The sequence below is a fragment of the Marimonas arenosa genome, assembly GCF_030848945.1.
In the GTDB taxonomy this organism is placed as follows: Bacteria; Pseudomonadota; Alphaproteobacteria; order Rhodobacterales; family Rhodobacteraceae; genus Marimonas; species Marimonas arenosa.
The window spans coordinates 786,228-808,100 of the sequence record NZ_JANHAX010000001.1 but is presented as its reverse complement, the minus strand read 5'-3'; the positions used below and the strand labels follow the sequence as shown (position 1 = coordinate 808,100).

Here is a 21,873-nt window from a genome sequence, read left to right as displayed (position 1 = left end):
AATCAATTTGTTGGGGAAGGGGCATTCATATGCGTCGAGTGGTTGTAACAGGGCTTGGTCTGGTCACCCCTCTGGCCACGGGGGTTGAAGAGACCTGGACACGGCTGCTGGCCGGGCAATCCGGGGCCGACAAGATCAAACAGTTCGATACCAGCCGCGTGATCACCGATTATGCCTGCGAGGTGAAACACGGCGACGGCAGCGACGGCACCTTCAACCCTGATGACTGGTGCGACGCCAAGGAGCGGCGCAAGATCGACAACTTCATCCTGTTCGGCCTGGCCGCGGCGCAACAGGCGGTCCATGACGCCGGCTGGATGCCGGAGGACGAGGAGGATCGTCTGCGCACCGGCGTGATGATCGGCTCGGGCATCGGCGGGCTGCGCTCGATCGAGGAAACCACGCTGATGATGGCCGAGAAGGGGCCGCGGCGGGTGTCGCCGTTCTTCATTCCGGGGGCGCTGATCAACCTGATCTCGGGCCAGGTCAGCATCCGCTATGGCTTCAAGGGCCCGAACCACGCGGTGGTGACCGCATGTTCGACCGGGGCGCATGCCATCGGTGACGCCACACGGCTGATCAAATACGGCGATGCCGACGTGATGGTTGCGGGCGGTGCAGAGGCGGCGATCTGCGAGATCGGGATCGCCGGGTTCAACGCCTGCAAGGCGCTGTCGACCAAGCGCAGCGACGACCCCAGGGCCGCCAGCCGCCCGTATGACGCCGACCGCGACGGGTTCGTCATGGGCGAAGGCGCGGGCGTTGTGGTGCTCGAGGAATATGAACATGCCAAGGCCCGCGGCGCCAAGATCTATGCCGAGGTGGCGGGCTATGGCCTCTCGGGTGACGCCTATCACATCACCGCGCCGAGCGAGGACGGCGATGGCGGCTTCCGCTCGATGATGGCGGCGGTCAAGGATGCCGGGGTCGAGCCGGGCGATATCGACTATATCAACGCCCACGGCACCTCGACCATGGCCGACGTGATCGAACTGGCCGCGGTTGAGCGGCTGCTGGGCAATGCCGCGGCGACGGCGACGATGAGCTCGACCAAGTCGATGACCGGGCATCTGCTGGGGGCAGCCGGCGCGATCGAGGCGATCTTCTCGATCCTGGCGATCCGCGACCAGGTGGCGCCGCCGACCATCAACCTCGACACCCCGGCGACTGATACGCCGATCGATCTGGCCCCGAACGCCAAGCGCGAGCGCGAGGTCAACGTGGCGCTCAGCAACAGCTTCGGCTTTGGCGGCACCAATGCCAGCGTGATCTTCCGGAAGGTCTGACCCCATGTGGCGGCACATCGCCTCGAACGCGCTGACCCTGCTGATCGTCTTTGCCTTCCTGCTGGGGGGCATGATCCTGTGGGGGCAGCGGCAATACGTGGCCGAGGGACCGCTGGAGGAGCAGATCTGCCTGCGGGTCGAGCGCGGCAGCAACGTTGCCCGCGTGTCGCGCAAGCTGGAAGCAGAAGGTGCGGTGACGTCCGGTACGATCTTCCGGCTGGGCATGGATTACGGCGACAAGTCGGACCAGCTGAAGGCCGGCAGCTATCGTATCCCGGTGGCCGCGTCGATGGCCGAGATTTCCGAGATCGTCATCAAGGGCGTCAGCAATTGCGGCACCGAGGTGATTTACAACATCGGCGTGGCGCAGATGCAGGTGATCATCCGCGATCTCGATCCGGCCACCAACGACTATGTCGAGCTGGCCAAGTTCGCACCGGCCTCGGAGGAGGCGCCGGTGGCGATGCAGACCGCGCTGGCTGATGCCGGCACGCGCTATTCGGTGCGGGTGGTACCGGGAGTGACGAGCTGGCAGGTGCGCGAGGGCCTGGTCCAGGTCGGGCTGCTTGAGGGTGAACTGGCCGAGGTGCCGCCCGAGGGCATGCTGGCACCCGACAGTTATGAAATCCGCAAAGGCGATGACCGGGCCACGCTGCTGCAGGAGATGCAGGCCGCGCAAGAGGTGCGGCTGGCCGCCGCGTGGGAGAGCCGCGACCGGACCGTGCCGCTTGCCAGCCCGGAAGAAGCACTGGTTCTGGCCTCGATCATCGAGAAGGAAACCGGCGTTCCGGACGAGCGCCGGCAGGTGGCGAGCGTCTTCGTCAACCGGTTGAAGCAGGGGATGCGGCTGCAGACCGACCCGACGGTGATCTACGGTGTCACCGAAGGCCGGGGCGTTCTCGGTCGCGGGCTGCGGCAGAGTGAGTTGCGGGGCGAGACTCCCTACAACACCTATGTGATCGACGGGCTGCCGCCCGGACCGATCGCCAATCCGAGCCGCGCCAGCCTGGAGGCGGCGGTGAACCCGGACGAAACCGACTATATCTTCTTCGTGGCCGATGGCACCGGCGGGCACGCTTTTGCCATCACGCTGGAAGAACACAACGCCAACGTCAGAAAATGGCGCGAGATCGAGGCGCAACGCTCGGGCGACTGATCCCGGGGGAGGCGTGATTCTTCGAGCCCGGATCCTGACCGGGATCCGTAGGGCTGTGTGCCGCGGCACGCGCGGCCGTCGGTGCAGCCGGCAACAGGCGGCGAAAAGTCCAAACCTGACAAGGGATTAGTCAAACCGGCGACCGGTGTCACGCAACCGTTGCCGTTGCGGTTTATCCACAGGCTAAACCCGGCACATCGTGGGGGTTGTGAGGTTCCGCCCACGATATATAGTGAGAGCCGGAATGCGGCGGATGGCAACGCCCGGAGCAGTCGAGGCAGGAGAGCCATGGACGGAGATTTCAGGACGGAATTCACACGCCAGCCCGGAGCGCTGAAACAGTTTCCCGCCCTCGTCCTCAACGCAGATTACCGCCCGCTGTCCTATTACCCGCTGAGCCTGTGGCCCTGGCAGGAGGCAGTGAAAGCGGCCTGGCTCGACCGGGTGGACATCGTGGCGGAATACGATCATGTCGTCCGCTCGCCCAGTACCGAGATCAGGGTGCCCTCGGTGGTTGTCCTGAAAGACTATGTCAAACCGAGGAAGCGCGTGGCCTTCACGCGCTTCAATCTTTTTCTGAGGGATGAATTCCGCTGCCAGTACTGCGGCTCGAAAGGCGAGCTGACCTTCGATCACGTGGTGCCGCGGGCGGCGGGCGGCGTCACCAGTTGGCAAAACGTGGTCGCGGCCTGCAGCCCCTGCAACCTGCGTAAGGGATCGAAGAGCCTGCGCCAGTCGGGATTGTCGCTGCGCAAGCCGCCGCGGATGCCGGGGGCGGAGGAGTTGCGCAATCTCGGCCGCAAGTTTCCGCCGAACCACCTGCATGACAGCTGGATGGATTTCCTTTACTGGGATGCCGAACTCGAGGCCTGATACCGGGAGCACGGCGAAGGATTGCTCTGTTTCGTGGCCGGTGGGGACGAGGCGCTGCGTTTGAGCAGGACAGGACCTTCGGCGCCCTGAACCTGCGCGAAAATAGCGGCTTGTCGCAAGATTGGCGGCCTTCCGAACAAGGCCAGATGGACATTTCACCCACCGGAACGAGAAAGGGCGCCCCGGATCGGGCGCCCTTTCATCATTTGAACCGGTGAAGCCGGGTTGTCAGGACGCCGCCTGCGGCTTGGCTGCCGCCGCCGGCGGCTGTTTCTTCTCGACGGAGAGCGGGTCATCCTGGCGTTGCACCGAACCTTCGAAATGGGCGCCGGATTCGATCGCGATGGTCTTGTGGATGATGTCGCCTTCGACCCGGGCGGTCGAGGTCAGGCGCACTTTCAGTCCACGCACGCGGCCGACGATACGGCCGTTGACCACAACGTCATCGGCGATAACCTCGCCCTTGACGGTGGCGCCTTCGCCCACGGTCAGCAGATGGGCGCGGATGTCGCCTTCGACCTTGCCCTCGATCTGGATATCACCGGTGGTCTTGAGGTTGCCGGTGATGTGCAGGTCGGCCGACAGCACCGACGCCGGCGGCTTGGCCTTCGGTGCGACGGGGGCCGCGGAGGACTTGAACTCTCCGCCGGTCGGGGGGACGGCGGGTTTGGCCGCAGCGGCAGGCTCAGCGGGTTTCGCAGCATCCGGCTTGGATGCGGGCTCGTTGATTTTGCTCTTAGAAAACATTGTTTGCAGCCTTGATGTAGGTCATGGGGTTAACGGCCTTACCGCCAACGCGCACTTCGTAGTGCAGGTGGGGGCCAGTGACACGTCCAGAGGCTCCCATATCACCAATACGTTCTCCGCGCGAGACCCTTTGTCCGACCTTGACCCGAATTTTGCTCATATGGGCGTAGCGCGTTTCGATGCCGAATTCGTGCTGGACCTTGACCAGCCGGCCATAGCCCGAGGTCCAGCCGGCATGGGTGACGACCCCGTCGGCGGTGGAATAGAGCGGCGTGCCGACCGGCCCGGCGAAGTCGACGCCCTTGTGCAGGCGGCGGCCGCCGGTCTTGGGATCGCGGCGATAGCCGAAACCTGAGGTGAAGCGGAAGCCCGACTTGACCGGGATCGCGAACGGCGCCTTGGTGGCGGCGATGCGGTAGAGGTTGAGCCGGTCCATCTGGTTGATGATACGGTTGGCGCGCTGGGTATCGGCGCCGGGTTCTTCGCCCTTGGTCGAGAAGCTGAGCGGCATCAGCGGACCGCCCTGGCCGGAATAGCCGCGGCGCACCTGTTTCAGGAGCGAGTCGGGGTTCATGCCGGCGGCCTTGAACATCTTGTCGAGCGGTTTGACCGAGATCGTCATCGCGTCCTCGAGTTGGCGGAAAATCTGGTCGTTCTGATCCTGCATCAGCTTGATCTTCAGCGCCATTTCATCGGCCTGGTGCAGCGCCTCCTGGGCATTGGCGATGACCTCGTCGCGCTCGGCGGCGGTGTCGGCCAGCGCCGCCTGCAGCGCGGCGATGGCTCCGTCAAGCGCCGGGTTGGTCCCCGGCAGGGTGCCGGAACCGTTTTCGGCCAGTGCCAGTTTGACCTCATCCAGTGCCCTGCGGGCTTCGTCACGCTCTTTCATGGTGCGGCGCAGCGTCGTCTGGATCACCTCGATGCCGGTTTCCAGCTCGCGCCGGCGGGTTTCGGAGGCGAGCAGATTGGACTGCATCACCGAAATCTGTTCCAGCGCCGAGTTGAAGCGCTCCTGGGCCGCCAGCGCCTCTTCGGCGCGGGTATCGCGCTCGCCGGCGAGGAAATTGAGCCGCGCCTCGTAGGTGCGTTGGTCGCGCTTGGCCTGTTCGCGGAAGTTGCCCGAGCCGATCGAGTCCATCAGCAAGATGGCGGTGGCGATGATCGTCCAGGCCACGAGCGCCGTGCTGCCGAGGAAGCCGACAAGCTGCACCTCCGACTTCAGCCGGATGAAGCGTGTATCGCTGTCCGAGCGCAGGAAGACTCGGCGTTCCGGAAAATAGCGTTCCAGAAGGCCATGAAAACGAATAGCCAAACGTGATCTCACGAACCCGTCCTTTAGTCCCATCCCATCCGGGCGCGCCTCCCCCCAAGAGCCTGCGCACCCCAAGGGTGCTTACCCAGCGAGGCAGCGCAGGGCAAGGTCTTTGGACCGGATGAGTCGGCCTGTCGCAGCCCGTTAGCGCAATCTGGCAAAAATCCGCCGAGTCTAAGGGGTTGGCTGCGCGGATTTCGGGTGACTCGCGGGCTCAGCGCGGCCGCTGCGGGGTTTCGTCGGCCAGCGGCCAGTAGAAATCCGGCGGCAGCCCGGCCTCGGCGCGTTTTTCTTCGTTGAATGGCGGTTTCAGGGCGCCGTGGAAGTAACGTCGCACCAGGCGGTGGAATTCGTCCTTGGGGTCGATGTCGTGGCGGCCGCAGAGGAAGTGAAACCATTTCGAACCATAGGCGACATGGCCGACCTCCTCGGCATAGATCACCTCGAGCGCGGCGACGGTGCGGTCCTCGCCGGCGTTGCGGAAAACCTCGATCATGCCGGGGGTGACGTCGAGACCGCGGGCCTCGAGCACCATCGGCACCACGGCGAGTCGTCCCATGATGTCATCGACGGTGTCCTCGGCTGCGCGCCACATGCCGGCATGGGCGGGCAGGGCTCCGTAATGGCTGCCCATGGCTTCGAGACAGTCGCATATCAGGTTGAAATGCTTGGATTCCTCGTCTGCAGCCTTGACCCAGTCGTCAAAGAAGCCAAGTGGCATCGAAATGTCGGTGAAGCGGGCGACGATGTCCCAGTGCAGGTCGACGGCGTTGAGCTCGATATGGGCCACGGCGTGCAGCAGCGCGATGCGGCCTTGTGGGCTGCCGGGGCGGCGTCTGGGCACGTCGCGCGGATCGAGCAGTTCGGGCTGCGCCGGCCGCGCCGGGTGCAGCGGCGGGTCGGCCCGGCCGATCGGCAACGGCGTGCCGGTTTCGCGGGCGGCGCGCCAGGCGGCAGCGTGCCGGTGCGACAGCGCGGTCTTCTCCCGCCCGTCGGCGCAGGTCAGCACCTCGATGGCCATTTCAGCAAGCGAGAGGGGCATTCAGAGATCCCTGGCCGCCGCCAGCACGTCTTCGGCGTGGCCATCGACCTTGACCTTGCGCCACTCGCGCACGATCTGGCCCGCGGCGTCGATCAGGAAGGTCGAACGCACGATGCCGAAGAAGGTCTTGCCGTACATCTTCTTTTCCTGCCACACGCCGAAGGCTTCGCAGGCGTCGCTGTCCTCATCCGAGAGCAGGCCCGTGGTGAGGCCCTGCTTGGCGCGGAACTTCTCGTGGCTGGCGAGGCTGTCCTTCGAGACGCCGAACAGCTTGACCCCGAGTGCGTCGAACTCGGATTTGAGGGTGGAAAAGCCGATCGCCTCCTTGGTGCAGCCCGAGGTGTTGTCGCGCGGATAGAAGAACAGTACGAACGGCGTTCCCTTGAGGCCGGCAAGGCTGTAAGTGGTGCCGTCGTCGCCCGGGAGCGAGAATTCGGGAGCGGGGCGGGGCAGGTCGGTCATGGTGTCTCCTTTGCGCGATTCATCTTTTGTGCCGGCAGATTTCGGTTCCATATTAAGATGCAAGCGACGAGAATAGAACAGGTGAGGCGCGGCAGAGGACACGCGCGACCCGATTTGAGAGCGGATGAGCGACAACACCCAGGATAGCTCCGGTACGGAGACGGCCGAGGCGGTAGCCATGGCCGATGACGCCGCAGCGCCGGCCGTGGACGCGCCGGGCCCGGACGATCCGGACCAGGGCGGCGCGGCCGCCGACGCGGTGCCGGCCGTGGACCGATCAGCCCGCCGCCGCGGACGGCGGGTGGGGCTGGTGGCGCTGCTGGCGCTGGCGGTGGTGGCGGTGGTGGTTGCGGTGGCCGGTTTTGCGGTGATCGGGCGGCCGTTAAGTGCGCCGGAGTGGCTGCGCGACCGCATCGAGGCCCAGGTCAACCGCCAGCTCGAGGCGGTACGGATCGGGCTGGGGCAGGTGACGCTGGTGGTCGAGGAGGGTTGGCACCCTCGGGTGCAGCTGCATGACATCAAGATCGACGACGCCGATGGACGGCCGCTTCTGACGCTGGCCGATGCCGAGGGCACGCTGGCGCTGCGGCCGCTTTTACGCGGCCAGTTGCAGCCGGCGCGGATCTGGTTGACCGGGGCGCAGCTGGTGCTGCGGCGCGACGTGACCGGTGAGGTCGAACTGAGTTTCGGCGACACCGGACTGACGCAACGCGAGGCGGCGAGTTTCGTACAACTGATCGAAGAGGCCGACCGGGCGCTTGTGACGCCGGCCCTGTCGGCGTTGCGGCAGGTGTCGGCCGACGGGCTGACGCTGCGCTACGAGGATGCCCGGGCGCAGCGGGCCTGGACGGTGGACGGCGGACGGATCGACATGATCCGGACCGGTGACGACCTGGCCTTGCGCGGTGATTTCGCGCTGTTGAGCGGCGGCTCGTCAGCGGCCACTGTGGAGATGAGCTATCAAAGCAGGATCGGTTCGCCGGCAGCGGGCTTCGGGATCAGTTTTGCCGATGTCGCGTCCGAGGATATCGCGGCGCAATCGGCAGCGCTGTTGTGGCTCGACGTGCTGCGCGCGCCGATCTCGGGGGCGCTGCGGGGATCGACCGACGAGACCGGCCAGTTGGGGCCGCTGTCGGCCACGCTGCAGATCGGCGAGGGCGTGCTGCAGCCCACCGACGAGACCAAGCCGATCCCGTTCCGCTCGGCGCGCAGCTATTTTACCTATAGCCCTTACAGCCAGAGCATGCAGTTCGACGAGCTGTCGGTGGACAGCGCCTGGGGCAAGCTGCGCGCCGAGGGCCGGGTGGTCATGGGGGCGATGAAGAACGGGCTGCCGCAGGAGTTCACCGGTCAGATGCGGGTCACCGAGATCAGCGCTAACCCCCAGGACCTGTATGCTGAGCCGATCCGGTTGTCGGACGCCACCGCCGATATGCGGCTGCGGCTCGACCCGTTCGAGCTGGCGCTGGGGCAGTTGACGCTGCGCGACGGGCCGCGGCGGCTGGTGCTGGATGGGACGCTCAATGCCCGGGCCACGGGCTGGGATCTGAGCCTGTCGGGACGGCTCAACCGTCTCGACCCGGAGCGGCTGTTGCAGCTCTGGCCGGAAAGCGTGGTGCCGCGCACCCGCGACTGGCTCGACCGCAACCTGCTGGGCGGCGAGATGACCAATGTTCAGCTCGGGTTGAAATCCGAACCTGACGCCAAGCCGGACGTCTATCTCGGCTGGGAGTTCCGCGATCTCGAGACGGTGTTCATGAAGTCGATGCCGCCCATCCGCGGCGGGCGCGGCCATGCCAGCCTGTTCCGGAACACACTGACCATCATCGCCGACGCGGGCCGGGTGCAGGCCGACCAGGGCGGGGCGCTCGATATCAGCGGCACCGTGTTCTCGATTCCGGACGTGCGCGAGAAATTCGCCCCCGCCTTCACCGAACTGAAAAGCCGCTCGACGATCACCGCGGCGCTGTCGCTGCTGGACCGCGAGCCGTTCCGTTTCATTTCCAAGGCCGGGCAGACGGTGACCCTGGCCGACGGCATCGCCGAGGTGAACGGACGGGCTGATTTCCTGCTGAAGAAGGACTTGCCGGCCGAGGAGGTGCGGTTCGAGGCGCGTGCCGCGCTGAGCAATGTGCGCAGCGAGACTCTGGTTCCCGGCCGGGTGCTGGCGGCGGCCAGCCTGGAGGCATTCGCGGATCCGACCGAGCTGCGCATTTCGGGGGCCGGCCGGCTGGGGCAGGTGCCGGTCGAGGGGGTCTTTGTCGCGCCGCTGGGCAAGGAGCGCAGCGGGCGCTCGCGCATCGATGGCACAGTCGAACTGTCGCAGCGCTTCGTCGAGGAATTCCGTCTCGGATTACCGAAGGGCAGCGTTTCGGGCAGCACCCGCGGCACGCTCGGTATCGACCTCCGCCGCGGTGAGCGTCCGGCGTTCACGCTGAGCTCGGATCTGGCGGGGCTGGCGCTGCGGGTGCCGCAGATCGGCTGGGCGATCGCCGAGAAAACCCGCGGCACGCTCGAGGTGGCAGGCCGGCTCGGCGATCCGGTCGAGGTCAGCCGCCTGGCGCTGACCGCGCCGGGGTTGCGCACCACCGGCCGGATCGATCTGGGGCCGGGCGGCCGGTTCATCGCCGCCCGCTTTGACCGGCTGCGGGCCGGCAATTGGCTTGACGCGCCGGTCACGCTGGTGGGGCGCGGCGTGGGAGAGGCGCCCGAAGTGGTGGTCTCGGGCGGCACGGTCGATCTGAGCAAGACCGAGATCGGCGAGGGTACGGGCTCGGGCGGCACGCAGGGCGGCGGACCGATGAATGTGACGCTGGACCTGCTGAAAATCAGTGAGGGCATCTCGCTGACCCGGTTCAAGGGCAATTTCACCACCGCGCGGGGCATGGACGGCCGGTTTTCGGCGCTGGTGAATGGCGGCGCGCCGGTCGAGGGACGGGTGGTGCCGCAGAACGGTCGCAGCGCCTTCGAGATCACCTCGGACCGGGCCGGCGGGGTGTTCAAATCGGCCGGGCTGTTCCCCAATGCGCGGGGCGGCAGCCTGAAGCTGGTTCTGGCGCCGGGCAAAGGCAAAGGCGTCTACGAAGGCCAACTGACCGCCAAAAATGTCTGGCTGCGCAACGCGCCCGCCATGGCGGCGCTGCTCAACGCGATCTCGGTGGTAGGGCTGCTGGAGCAGCTGACCGGCAGTGGCATCTTGTTCGGCGAAGTCGATGCGCGGTTTCGGTTGACGCCGAAACAGGCGATCATCGCGCGATCGAGCGCGGTCGGTGCGTCGATGGGAATATCGATGGACGGTTATTACGATCTCGAGACCGGCGCCATGAACATGCAGGGCGTGGTGTCACCGTTCTATCTGGTGAACGCGGTCGGCGCAGTGCTGACCCGCAAGGGCGAAGGCCTGATCGGGTTTAACTACACGCTGCGGGGCACCGCTGAAAATCCCCGGGTCAGCGTCAACCCGCTTTCGCTGTTGACGCCGGGCTTGTTCCGCGAGATTTTCCGCCGCCCGCCCCCCAAGCTCACGCAATGAAGACGCCGACACCGAAGAGCCGCCGATGAAGCTTTCCGATTTCGACTTCGACCTGCCCGAGCGGCTGATTGCCACCCGGCCCGCCAGCCCGCGATCGTCGGCGCGGCTGCTGGTGGCCGAGGGCGACCGGATCACCGACGCGCATGTCCGCGATCTGGGCAACTGGCTGCGCCCAGGTGACCGCTTGGTGCTGAATGATACACGGGTGATCCCCGCCCGGCTGAGCGGCGAACGGGTGCGGACCGGCGACACCGGCGACACCCGGAGCCAGATCGAAGCGACACTGCTGGAGCCGCGGGCGGGTGGCACCGGTGGGGTGCGCTGGGCGGCGCTGCTGAAGCCGTTGCGCAAGGTTCGGGAAGGCGAGCGGATCGTGTTCGGTGCCGGGCTGTCGGCGGTGTGCGAGGAGAAGGCCGAGGGCCAGGCGGTGCTGGTGTTCAACCTGGAAGGGGCGGCGTTCGAGGCCGCCCTGAACGCGGCCGGGGCGATGCCGCTGCCGCCCTATATCGAGGCCAGGCGCAAGGCCGATGCGCAGGATCGCGAGGACTACCAGACCGTATGGGCCCGCCGTCCCGGCGCCGTTGCCGCGCCCACCGCCAGCCTGCATTTCGACGCGGCCCTGCTGCAGAGCCTGCGAGGCAAGGGCATCGCCTTCACCCATGTTACGCTGCATGTCGGGGCGGGCACCTTCCTGCCGGTCAAGGTCGAAGACGTGGCCAGCCACCGGATGCATGCCGAATGGGGCGAGGTGAGCGACGCCGCCGCGGCCGAGATCGCCGCCACCAAGGCGGCGGGCGGGCGGGTTATTCCGGTCGGCACCACGGCGCTGCGACTGATCGAGACGGCGGCGCGCGCAACCGGGCAGATCGCGCCGTGGCGGGGCGAGACCGACATTTTCATCTATCCTGGTTTCGAATTCAAAGTGACCGACGCGCTGATGACCAATTTCCACCTGCCGAAATCGACCTTGCTGATGCTGGTCTCGGCCTTGATGGGGCGCGAGCGGATGCTGCGGATCTACGATCATGCCATTAAAAATGGCTACCGCTTCTTCTCATATGGCGATGCGTCCTTGCTCATCCCGGAAAAAACGGCCTAAGGGCTGAAACGCGACGCCATGAGTCGTATTGAAACCTGAAAAGCCGCCGCAGGCCGACTAGGCCGAGGCCAAGGAGAGGCGCATGTTCCAGGTGTTGTCCGCCAGCTGGTCCCTGCTTCTGGGGATGATGCTCTTGCAGGTCGGCAATGGCCTTCAGGGCACGCTTCTGGGCGTGCGCGGAGGTCTGGAAGGGTTTTCGACCTGGGAAATGTCGATCGTGATGTCGGCCTATTTCGTGGGTTTCCTTGGCGGATCGCGCATGGCGCCGGGGATGATCCGCCGGGTGGGGCATGTGCGGGTCTTTGCGGCGCTGGCCTCGTTCATCTCGGCGGTACTGGTGCTTTATGCCACCTGGGCCAACCCCTGGGTCTGGGCGTTTCTGCGGGTGGTGATCGGGTTTTGTTTTTCAGGGGTCTATGTCACCGCCGAAAGCTGGCTCAACAACGCCGCCACCAACGACACCCGCGGCAAGTCGCTGTCGCTGTACATGATCGTGCAGATGGTGGGGATCATCGCCGCCCAGGGCCTGCTGCTGGTGGCCGATCCGGCCGGGTTCATCCTGTTCGTTATTCCCTCGGTGCTGGTGTCGATCTCGTTCGCACCGATTCTGCTGTCGATCTCGCCGACACCGGCCTTCGAGACCTCGCGACCGATGAGCCTGCGCGAGCTCTACCATGTCTCGCCGCTGGGGGTGGTGGGCATGTTCCTGCTGGGCTCGGTGTTCTCGGCGCAGTTCGGTATGGGCGCGGTCTATGGCGCCGAGGCCGGGCTGAGCCTGGCGCAGATTTCGCTGTTCGTCGCGTCGTTCTATGTCGGCGCGACGGTGATGCAATATCCGCTGGGCTGGTTTTCCGACCGCATGGACCGGCGGGTGCTGATCTTCGCCGTGGCCCTGCTGGGTGGGATCGGCGCGGCGCTGGCGATGGTCGGCGGCGGGGTGTTCGCGCTGCTGCTGGCGGCGGCGTTCGTGATCGGTGGGGCGTCGAACCCGCTCTATTCGCTGCTGATCGCCTATACCAACGATTTCGTCGACACCGAGAACATGGCGGCGGTGTCGGGCGGGCTGGTCTTCGTCAACGGGTTGGGCGCCATTGCCGGACCGGTGATCACCGGCTGGTGCATGGGGATCTTCGGACCGCCGGGCTATTTCCTGTTCCTCGGGCTGCTGCTGCTGGCCACTGCGGGCTATGCCGCCTGGCGGATGACGCAGCGCGCTTCGCCAGGGGTGGACGAGACCGGCGGCTTTACCCCGGTGACGATGTCGACGTCCCCGCTCGGGGTGGAACTGGCGTTCGAGGAGGATGCGGAAGAGCACGAAAATGCAGCAGAGTCATAAAATGTCGCATATCGACATAATATTTTACTATTCATTCTCGAAAAAAGATGTGTAACGTTTTTGGAAATCCCGGGGGTCGAACAGGGTGAGGAGGTTAACCCGATGTCTGGTCCGGATGAGATATTGCGTTTCTGGCTCGATGAGGTGGGCCCGGAGGGCTGGTACGCCAGCTCCGAAACGCTGGACGCGAAGATCCGCAAGAAATTTCTGAAAACATGGGAAGCGGCCTGCGAAGGGGCTTATTCGCTGTGGCTGACCTATCCCAGTGGGACTCTGGCTTATATCATCCTGCTCGACCAGTTTCCGCGCAACATGTTCCGCGGCGACGCCAAGGCGTATTCCAGCGATCGAATCGCTCTGGCCACGGCCAAGGCGGCGATCCACAAGGGCTGGGATCTGAAGATCGACGAACCGGCGCGGCAGTTCTTCTATCTGCCGATGATGCATTCCGAAAACCTGTGCGACCAGGAGCGCTGTGTGCGGCTGATGAAGGAGCGGATGCCCGAGTCGGGCGCGGGCAACCTGCTGCATGCCAAGGTACATCGCGAGATCATCCGCCAGTTCGGTCGCTTCCCCTATCGCAACGACGCGCTGGACCGGCGCACGACCGAGCCGGAAACCGAGTTCGTCAGTTCGGGCGGCTATGGCGAAACCATGCGCCAGCTTCAGGCCGCCGGCTGAAAAAAGGCAGGATTTCAGGCATTTGGGCCGCGCACGTCCGGACGGGCGTGGGCCGTCTTCTGCTGCATTGCGGCACGGATAGAAGTAGTTTAATATCAAACTAATTTTGGAATCGGAGACGCGCCATGGCTGACAGCACATTCGACATGATCGTGATCGGGGCGGGACCCGGCGGCTATGTGGCGGCAATCCGCGGCGCCCAGTTGGGGTTGAAGGTCGCGATTGTCGAGCGCGAGCATATGGGGGGGATCTGCCTGAACTGGGGCTGCATCCCGACCAAGGCGCTGCTGAGGTCCGCGGAAGTCTTCCACCTGATGCACCGGGCCAAGGAGTTCGGACTCTCGGCTGACAAGATCGGCTATGATCTCGATGCGGTGGTGAAACGCTCGCGGGCGGTATCGAAACAGCTCAATGGCGGGGTCGGACACCTTCTGAAAAAGAACAAGGTGACCGCGATCATGGGGGAGGCGAAACTGGCAGGCCCGGGCAAGGTCGTGGTGACAACCGAAAAGGGCGACGAGACCCTGAGCGGCAAGAATGTCGTGCTGGCCACTGGCGCGCGGGCGCGGGAGTTGCCGGGGCTGGAGGCGGACGGCGACCTGGTCTGGACCTATCGCCATGCCCTGATGCCGCCACGGATGCCGAAGAAGCTGCTGGTCATCGGCTCGGGCGCAATCGGAATCGAGTTTGCCAGCTTTTACAACACCTTGGGCGCCGAAACGACGGTGGTCGAGGTGATGGAGCGGATCCTGCCGGTGGAGGATGCCGAGATTTCCGCCTTTGCCAGGAAGCAGTTCGAGAAGCAGGGCATGACGATCATGGAAAAGGCCATGGTCAAGCAACTGGATCGGTCCAAAGGCAAGGTGACGGCGCATATCGAGGCCGGTGGCAAGGTCGAGAAGCACGATTTCGACACGGTGATTTCCGCCGTTGGCATCGTCGGCAACGTAGAGAACCTCGGCCTTGAGGAGGCCGGGGTGAAAATCGACCGCACCCATGTCGTGGTCGACGAATACTGCCGCACCGGTGTCGAGGGGGTCTTTGCCATCGGCGATATCGCCGGCGCGCCGTGGCTGGCGCACAAGGCAAGCCACGAGGGGGTAATGGTGGCCGAGATGATCGCCGGGCAAAAGGTTCATCCCGTCCGTCCCGAGGCCATCGCCGGCTGCACGTATTGCCACCCGCAGGTGGCCTCGGTTGGCTACAGCGAAGCCAAGGCGAAAGAATTGGGATACGAGGTCAAGGTCGGGCGGTTCCCGTTCATCGGCAACGGCAAGGCGATTGCCCTAGGCGAGCCGGAAGGCATGGTGAAGACGGTATTCGACGCCAAGACCGGCGAGCTTCTGGGGGCGCATATGGTGGGCGCGGAAGTGACCGAGATGATCCAGGGCTATGTCGTGGGGCGGACGCTGGAGACTACCGAGGAAGAACTGATGCACACGGTCTTCCCGCATCCGACGCTGTCGGAGATGATGCATGAGAGCGTTCTGGACGCCTATGGCCGGGCGATCCATTTTTGAGCCGCAGCGCTGACGTCGCCGGAAAACGCGCCGCTGTTTCGGGGCCGTCCCGGAACCACACCAGACCAGAAAGCAAAGGCCCCGGAGCGATGCCCGGGGCCTGTTGTTTGTCAGAAGGGGGGAGGTTTCAGGCGCGTTCGGTAGCGCCGCCGCCGCGCACCCAATCGTGCAGGCCGCCGAGGTTGCGCACGTCCTTGTAGCCCATCCGGGTCAGCAAGGTGCCGGCCTGCATCGAGCGGGCGCCGGTGGCGCAGTAGACCACGACGGTCTTTTCCGGGTCGAGGCTCTTGTCATATTCGGGATGGCGCGGGTCGCATTTCCATTGCAGCTGCATCATCGGGATGTGCTTGGCGCCGGTGGCCTTGCCGGTGGCAGCCACTTCGCCCATCTCGCGCACATCGATCACGGTGACCGAGCCGTCCTGTGCACCCTTCACAGCCTCGTCGGGCGCAATACGCGGCACACCGCCGCCCATGAAGAATCCAAACATTGATTAGCCTCTTTGATCGCGTTTCCAGTCCGGCACTCCTGCCGCTTGAGCCAGATATAGCATTCGGCCTTTTGAATGTGAAGATCCGTGATGAAGAATGCTGCGTTGCCGCATGAATGTTCCTGCTTCGTTCGCAAATTGTGGTTGGAAGATCGGAAGGAGTGAACTATCTCTGAGCAGAGTCTCGGGGGTTTGACATGGGCGATCTGAAGCAAATCGAGGTCCGCGGCGCGCGGGAGCACAATCTCAAGAATATCGACGTCGATATTCCGCGCGACCGGCTGGTGGTGATCACCGGGCTTTCGGGGTCCGGTAAATCCTCGCTGGCATTCGACACGATTTATGCCGAAGGGCAGCGCCGCTATGTCGAGTCGCTTTCGGCCTATGCCCGGCAGTTCCTGGACATGATGGAAAAGCCCGATGTCGATCATATCGCGGGGCTGAGCCCGGCGATTTCGATCGAACAGAAGACGACGTCGAAAAACCCGCGCTCGACCGTCGGCACGGTAACCGAGATTTACGACTATCTGCGACTTTTGTTTGCCCGGGCGGGGACACCTTACAGCCCGGCCACCGGTCTGCCCATCGAGGCGCAACAGGTGCAGGACATGGTCGACAGGATCATGGCGATGGACGAGGGCACGCGCGCCTATCTGCTGGCGCCGATCGTGCGCGACCGCAAGGGGGAATACCGCAAGGAGTTCCTCGAACTTCGCAAGCAGGGGTTCCAGCGGGTCAAGGTGGACGGGGCGTTTTACGAACTCGACGAGCCGCCGGTGCTGGACAAGAAGTTCCGCCACGATATCGATGTGGTGGTCGACCGGATCGTGGTGCGCGAGGGGATGGAGACACGGCTGGCCGACAGTTTGCGCACGGCGCTCGACCTGGCAGATGGGATCGCGGTGCTGGAAACCGCGCCGTCGGAGGGAGACCCGGAGCGGATCACGTTCAGCGAGAATTTTGCCTGCCCGGTCAGCGGCTTCACTATCCCCGAAATCGAGCCACGGCTGTTTTCCTTCAACGCGCCGTTCGGCGCCTGCCCGGAATGCGACGGGCTGGGGGTGGAGCTGTTTTTCGACGAACGGCTGGTGGTGCCGGATGCGACCCTGAAAATCTATGACGGGGCGCTGGCGCCGTGGCGCAAGGGCAAGTCGCCCTATTTCCTTCAGACCATCGAGGCCTTGGCCAAGCATTACGAGTTCGACCGCAATACCGCGTGGAAGGACCTGCCGGCGCATGTGCAGCAGGTCTTCCTCTATGGCTCGGGGGACGAGGAAATCCAGTTCCGCTATGACGAGGGCGGGCGCGTCTATCAGGTGACGCGGGTGTTCGAGGGCGTCATTCCGAACATGGAGCGGCGCTATCGTGAGACCGATTCGAGCTGGATCCGCGAGGAATTCGAGCGCTATCAGAACAACCGGCCCTGCGGTGCTTGTGGTGGGTTCCGGCTGCGCGACGAGGCGCTGGCGGTGAAGATCGGCGGGCTGCACGTGGGCCAGGTGGTGCAGATGTCGATCCGTGAGGCGCTCAAGTGGATCGAGGACGCGCCAAACCACTTGTCGAAACAGAATAACGAGATTGCGGCGGCGATTCTGAAGGAGATCCGCGAGCGGCTGGGATTCCTGAATAACGTGGGATTGGAATACCTGACGCTCAGCCGTTCAAGTGGCACCCTGTCGGGCGGGGAAAGCCAGCGCATCCGGCTGGCCAGCCAGATCGGCAGCGGGCTGACCGGCGTGCTCTACGTGCTCGACGAGCCCTCGATCGGACTGCACCAGCGCGATAATTCGCGACTTCTGGATACGCTGAAAAACCTGCGCGACCAGGGCAACACGGTGATCGTGGTCGAGCACGACGAGGAGGCGATTCGCGAAGCCGACTACGTGTTCGACATCGGCCCCGGCGCCGGGGTGCATGGCGGCCGGGTGGTGGCGCAGGGCACGCCTGACGTTGTCGCCAAGGATCCGGCCAGCCTGACCGGGCAATACCTGTCGGGAACGCGCGAGATCGCGGTGCCGGCGGTGCGACGCAAGGGCAACGGCAAGGCGGTGACGGTGGTCAAGGCCACCGGCAACAACCTGAAAGAGGTCACCGCCGAGTTTCCACTGGGCAAGTTCGTCTGCGTCACCGGCGTGTCGGGCGGGGGTAAATCGACCCTGACGATCGAGACACTGTTCAAGACCGCGTCGATGCGGCTGAACAACGCCCGCCAGACACCAAGCCCATGCGAGACGATCAAGGGATTGGAGCATCTCGACAAGGTGATCGACATCGACCAGCGGCCGATCGGGCGGACGCCGCGGTCGAACCCCGCCACCTATACCGGCGCGTTCACGCCGATCCGCGACTGGTTCGCCGGGCTGCCCGAGGCCAAGGCGCGGGGCTACAAGCCGGGCAGGTTCAGCTTCAACGTCAAGGGCGGGCGCTGCGAGGCCTGCCAGGGCGACGGGGTGATCAAGATCGAGATGCATTTCCTGCCCGACGTTTACGTAACCTGCGAGACCTGCAAGGGCGCGCGCTACAACCGCGAGACGCTGGAAATCAAGTTTAAGGGAAAGAGCATCGCCGAAGTTCTGGACATGACGGTTGAGGAGGCGCGGGAGTTCTTCAAGGCGGTGCCGAGCATTCGCGACAAGATGGAGGCGCTGCACCGGGTCGGCCTCGATTACATCAAGGTCGGCCAGCAGGCGACGACGCTTTCGGGTGGCGAGGCGCAGCGGGTGAAGCTGAGTAAAGAGTTGGCGAAACGCTCGACGGGACGGACGCTCTATATTCTCGACGAGCCGACGACCGGGTTGCATTTCGAGGATGTGCGCAAGCTGTTGGAGGTGCTGCACGAACTGGTCGAGCAGGGCAATACGGTGGTGGTGATCGAGCACAATCTCGACGTGATCAAGACCGCCGACCACATCATCGATATCGGCCCCGAGGGTGGCGATGGCGGCGGCGAGATCGTGGCTGTCGGCACACCGGAACAGGTGGCCCGGGTCGAGCGCAGCCACACCGGGCGGTATCTCGGTCCGATGCTGACCGCCGCCCGGCGCACGGCGGCGGAGTAGGGCGGTGCGGCTCGGGTTGGCGCTTGGCTCGGGCGGGGCCCGCGGCTGGTGCCACATCGGCGTGCTGCAGGAGCTGCGGGACATGGGCATCGCGCCCGATGTCGTGGCCGGTTGTTCGATGGGGGCATTGGTGGGCGCAGCCTGGGCGGCCGACCGGCTGGACGCGCTGGAAGACTGGGCGCGATCACTGAGCCTGCAGAAGTTTCTGACCTATGTCGATTTGCGCCTGGCGGGCGGGGGATTGGTGCAGGGGGCGGCGATCCGCGACGTGCTGCGTGATCTTGACGTGCCCGAGCGTTTCAACGCGCTGAAAAGGCCACTGATCGTGGTGGCCACGGACATGGCCAGCGGACGCGAGGTCTGGATTCAGGACGGCGACCTGTTCCGGGCGATCCGCGGGTCGATTTCCATCCCGGGCGTGTTCAGCCCGGCGCGCAAGGACGGCAAGTGGCTGCTGGACGGCGGGGTGACCAATCCGGTGCCGTGTTCGGCCTGCCGCGCCCTGGGGGCGGACCGGACGATTGCCGTCAACCCGAACGCCAAGCCTGGCCACGATCTGTGGCGCGAAAAGGAGCGGAGCGGGGGGATCTGGGATTTTCTCGACGATCCGGGGCTGACCAAATACCTGCCGGACCCCGTGCGGTCTTACCTGGTGGACAAGAAATCCGAGGCGATGCCGCCGAACTATGTCGACGTGGTTTCGACCGCAATCGACATCATGACCGATTTCATGCGCCAGGCGCGCCAAGCTGCCGATCCGCCGCATATCCTGCTCGACGCGGATCTGATGAATACGATGACGGTGCTGGAATTGCACCGTGCCGGCGAAGCGATCGACGAGGGCCGGCGCATGGTGCGCGACCGCGCCGATGACATTCGCGAGGTGGTGGAGCGGGCCAGATAGCACCGGCCCGCCGACAGAGCGTCAGTTCTTCTTCATCGCGCAGGTGTTGATTCCCAAAAGCGCGTAGGGCGGGCACCAGCCGATCAGGCCGGTGGCCAGCGGCACGATGCCGATCCACATCCACCAGCCATAGCCCATGAGCGCGCCGACGATCAGCAGCGCGCCGATTACGATGCGAAGGATACGGTCGAGTCCGCCGACATTCTTGGTCATTTCAGTCTCCTTTTTTCGTCCGGTTCGAAACACTGACAGAACAGTATCAAATCGCCGGGCCGGGTGTCTGTGACTGGGTCACATTACGTCTTGTGCAATCTCGCGCAGGGCCTGTGCGTCTGTGATCGTGATGGTCCCGCGGCCAGTTTGAACCACCCCGCGCCGCGCCCAGGCGTCGAGCCGGCGCGAGATCACTTCGCGGGCGGTGCCAACCTTGGTCGCCAGTTCGGCCTGGGTGATCCGGATCGGGCCGTCGGCGGCCTCGGTAAGTGTGAGAAGTTGGTCGGCCAGACGGCACTCGACGCGCTGGAAAGCCACTTTTTCAACCAGTTGCATCATGTTCTGCATGCGGTCGGCAAAGGCGCGAAAGACCACGGCACGGAACGCCGGAGAACTGTCGACCAGATCGAGAAACAGCGCACGCGGCAGCAGGACGAGCTCGGTTTCGCCCTGGGTCACGGCCTCGGCGGTGTAGTCGCCGCCGCCCAGCAGGCCGAGGGTGGACTGGATGCAGCTTTGGCCGGGCACCACGGAATAGAGCAGCATTTCCCGGCCCGTGGTGCCGGTGAGCGAGACGTCAACCCGGCCGGTGAGCACGATCGCGTAGCCCTTGACCGAGTCGCCGGGGTGGAACAGCACGGCCCCTGCGGGCAGGTTCACCGGCTTCAGCGCGCCCATTTGGGCGCGGGCGCGAGGTTCAAGCGCGTCAAGCGCGGGCGCGGTTTCGAGCCAGGTCATGCGAAGCGATATCGTCCGTCTGCGAAATGCAGTCAGATTACCGGGTCTGCCGCCCCATACAAGGTCGGGCGCTGCGATCAGTCGAGCAGGGCCGCCGCGGCACCGAGGAAATCGAGCACCTCTCGGGTGTCGCGGTTGACCCGGTAAAGGTAATCGCCGACGCGGTAATAGGTCTGGTTCGGATCGAGGTCATAGCGCCACGGATCGCCCAGAATGACGTAGCCGCTGTTGATCCGTTCGCCGACCCGGTAGCGGTACTGGTGTCGGGCTTGCCCTGGCGGCACGCAGGGCGGGTTCTTCTTGGCCAGGCCCGGCGGGCAAGGCAGGGCGGCCTTGGGGCCGGGGCCTTTGTGGGCCCCGGGTTTGCCGGGGCCGTTGCCGGCCGTGGCCGCGGTTGCAAGGGCGGCGAGGCTCAGTGCCAGCACGACAGGTCGAGCATATCGCATATCGGGCTCCTTTCCGTTTGACCGGAAGATAGGCCCGGGACAGGGGAAATACGATGCGACCAGAAAACCCCCGGCAAAGTTCCGCCGGGGCTTGGCGCGCGGCTTATCCGCGGTGGCGTTTCTCGAAGCGCGGCAGCATGGCCGAGAAGTCCTTGCCCAGCCCGTCCTCGGCCTCGACAAACTGCTCGTAGAGCTTGGTGGCGGCCAGGCCGAGCGGCGTGTCGGCATCGGCGGCTTCGGCGGCCTGCTGGCTGAGGCGCAGATCCTTAAGCATCAGCTCGGCGGCGAAGCCGGGCTTGTAGCCGTTGTCGGCGGGGCTTTGCGGCCCGACACCGGGCGCGGGGCAATAGGCGTTCATCGACCAGCTGTAGCCTGACGAGGTGGAAACCACGTCGAACATCTTTTGCCGGTCGAGGCCGAGCTTGTCGGCCAGCGCGAAGGCCTCGCAGGTGCCGATCATGGTGATGCCGAGAATCATGTTGTTGCAGATCTTGGCAGCCTGGCCGGCGCCCGAGTCGCCGCAATGGACGGCCTTCTGGCCCATGATCTCGAACAGCGGCTGCGCCTTGGTGAAGGCGGCCTCGGAACCGCCGGCCATGAAGGTGAGCGTGCCGGCCTGGGCCCCGCCGACGCCACCCGATACCGGTGCATCGACCGGCAGCAGCCGGGCGGCCACGGCCTGTTCGGCGACGGCGCGGGCGCTTTCAACATCGACGGTCGAGCAATCGATGAAGGCGGCACCGTGTTTCATCGCCGGGATGATTTCGTCGGCGACTGCGCGCAGGATCTGGCCGTTGGGCAGCATGGTGATAACCACGTCCTGATCGGCGGCGGCCGCGGCGGCGGAGGCGGCCATGTCGACGCCCTCGACGCTGATCTGGGCGGTGTCGAATCCGGTGACGTTGTGCCCGGCGGCGGCGAGGTTGGCGGCCATCGGCCCGCCCATGTTGCCCAGTCCGATAAATCCGATGTTCATC

At 65.1% G+C, this 21,873-nt stretch carries 19 protein-coding genes; 10 read left to right on the top strand and 9 right to left on the bottom strand.

Annotated elements, in window-relative coordinates:
• Positions 1-29: 29 nt before the first annotated feature.
• The 3 genes from fabF to NO357_RS03910 all read left to right on the top strand — a co-directional run bounded on the left by fabF (position 30) and on the right by NO357_RS03910 (position 3,315).
• Positions 30-1,286 carry a beta-ketoacyl-ACP synthase II gene (gene fabF / locus NO357_RS03920; RefSeq protein WP_306734301.1) on the top strand — a complete coding sequence of 419 codons (1,257 nt, stop codon included), beginning with the start codon at positions 30-32 and terminating at the stop codon, positions 1,284-1,286.
• Positions 1,287-1,290: 4 nt separating this feature from the next.
• On the top strand, positions 1,291-2,442 hold the full coding sequence (mltG, locus tag NO357_RS03915) for an endolytic transglycosylase MltG (RefSeq protein WP_306734300.1): 1,152 nt from the start codon (positions 1,291-1,293) through the stop codon (positions 2,440-2,442).
• A gap of 288 nt (positions 2,443-2,730) precedes the next feature.
• Complete coding sequence (locus NO357_RS03910; protein ID WP_306734299.1) at positions 2,731-3,315, top strand: HNH endonuclease; 585 nt, start codon at positions 2,731-2,733, stop codon at positions 3,313-3,315.
• Between the two features lie 228 nt (positions 3,316-3,543).
• Here NO357_RS03910 and NO357_RS03905 read toward each other — a convergent pair whose 3' ends face one another.
• The 4 genes from NO357_RS03905 to NO357_RS03890 all read right to left on the bottom strand — a co-directional run bounded on the left by NO357_RS03905 (position 3,544) and on the right by NO357_RS03890 (position 6,878).
• Entirely contained in the window at positions 3,544-4,062 is a 519-nt protein-coding gene (locus tag NO357_RS03905) for a bactofilin family protein (RefSeq protein ID WP_306734298.1), read from the bottom strand.
• Positions 4,052-5,386: a M23 family metallopeptidase gene (locus NO357_RS03900; RefSeq protein ID WP_306734297.1), complete on the bottom strand. Its 1,335-nt coding sequence runs from the start codon at positions 5,384-5,386 to the stop codon at positions 4,052-4,054. Before NO357_RS03900 ends, NO357_RS03905 begins: the two co-directional genes overlap by 11 nt.
• Before the next feature lie 202 nt (positions 5,387-5,588).
• Entirely contained in the window at positions 5,589-6,416 is an 828-nt protein-coding gene (locus NO357_RS03895; protein ID WP_306734296.1) for a ferritin-like domain-containing protein, read from the bottom strand.
• Entirely contained in the window at positions 6,417-6,878 is a 462-nt protein-coding gene (locus NO357_RS03890) for a peroxiredoxin (RefSeq protein ID WP_306734295.1), read from the bottom strand.
• A 124-nt stretch (positions 6,879-7,002) separates the two neighbouring features.
• On the opposite strand from NO357_RS03890, the gene NO357_RS03885 reads away from it, so the two are divergent.
• From NO357_RS03885 to lpdA, 5 genes are all read left to right on the top strand, one after another.
• Entirely contained in the window at positions 7,003-10,410 is a 3,408-nt protein-coding gene (locus tag NO357_RS03885; RefSeq protein ID WP_306734294.1) for an AsmA family protein, read from the top strand.
• Positions 10,411-10,435: 25 nt separating this feature from the next.
• On the top strand, positions 10,436-11,509 hold the full coding sequence (gene queA / locus NO357_RS03880; RefSeq protein ID WP_306734293.1) for a tRNA preQ1(34) S-adenosylmethionine ribosyltransferase-isomerase QueA: 1,074 nt from the start codon (positions 10,436-10,438) through the stop codon (positions 11,507-11,509).
• An 82-nt stretch (positions 11,510-11,591) separates the two neighbouring features.
• Complete coding sequence (locus NO357_RS03875) at positions 11,592-12,845, top strand: MFS transporter (RefSeq protein ID WP_306734292.1); 1,254 nt, start codon at positions 11,592-11,594, stop codon at positions 12,843-12,845.
• A 102-nt stretch (positions 12,846-12,947) separates the two neighbouring features.
• A complete protein-coding gene (locus NO357_RS03870) occupies positions 12,948-13,526 on the top strand; it encodes a DUF924 family protein (RefSeq protein WP_306734291.1) in 579 nt (192 codons plus the stop codon).
• A 125-nt stretch (positions 13,527-13,651) separates the two neighbouring features.
• Complete coding sequence (lpdA, locus tag NO357_RS03865) at positions 13,652-15,046, top strand: dihydrolipoyl dehydrogenase (protein WP_306734290.1); 1,395 nt, start codon at positions 13,652-13,654, stop codon at positions 15,044-15,046.
• Between the two features lie 127 nt (positions 15,047-15,173).
• Here lpdA and NO357_RS03860 read toward each other — a convergent pair whose 3' ends face one another.
• The gene (locus NO357_RS03860; protein ID WP_306734289.1) at positions 15,174-15,536 is read right to left on the bottom strand and encodes a rhodanese-like domain-containing protein; all 363 of its coding nucleotides are present in this window, start codon (positions 15,534-15,536) and stop codon (positions 15,174-15,176) included.
• 197 nt (positions 15,537-15,733) lie between these two features.
• Here NO357_RS03860 and uvrA point away from each other — a divergent pair, with 197 nt between their 5' ends.
• Together uvrA and NO357_RS03850 are read left to right on the top strand one after the other, a co-directional pair.
• A complete protein-coding gene (gene uvrA, locus NO357_RS03855; RefSeq protein WP_306734288.1) occupies positions 15,734-18,595 on the top strand; it encodes an excinuclease ABC subunit UvrA in 2,862 nt (953 codons plus the stop codon).
• 4 nt (positions 18,596-18,599) lie between these two features.
• The gene (locus NO357_RS03850) at positions 18,600-19,499 is read left to right on the top strand and encodes a patatin-like phospholipase family protein (RefSeq protein ID WP_306734287.1); all 900 of its coding nucleotides are present in this window, start codon (positions 18,600-18,602) and stop codon (positions 19,497-19,499) included.
• Positions 19,500-19,520: 21 nt separating this feature from the next.
• On the opposite strand, the gene NO357_RS03845 is transcribed toward NO357_RS03850, so the two are convergent.
• The 4 genes from NO357_RS03845 to mmsB all read right to left on the bottom strand — a co-directional run bounded on the left by NO357_RS03845 (position 19,521) and on the right by mmsB (position 21,872).
• Entirely contained in the window at positions 19,521-19,712 is a 192-nt protein-coding gene (locus NO357_RS03845) for a YgaP family membrane protein (RefSeq protein ID WP_306734286.1), read from the bottom strand.
• A 78-nt stretch (positions 19,713-19,790) separates the two neighbouring features.
• A complete protein-coding gene (locus NO357_RS03840) occupies positions 19,791-20,450 on the bottom strand; it encodes a Crp/Fnr family transcriptional regulator (protein ID WP_306734285.1) in 660 nt (219 codons plus the stop codon).
• 77 nt (positions 20,451-20,527) lie between these two features.
• The gene (locus tag NO357_RS03835; protein ID WP_306734284.1) at positions 20,528-20,896 is read right to left on the bottom strand and encodes an excinuclease ABC subunit A; all 369 of its coding nucleotides are present in this window, start codon (positions 20,894-20,896) and stop codon (positions 20,528-20,530) included.
• Between the two features lie 103 nt (positions 20,897-20,999).
• Positions 21,000-21,872, bottom strand: coding sequence for a 3-hydroxyisobutyrate dehydrogenase (gene mmsB, locus NO357_RS03830; RefSeq protein WP_306734283.1), 873 nt, complete (start codon positions 21,870-21,872; stop codon positions 21,000-21,002).
• Position 21,873: the final 1 nt, after the last annotated feature.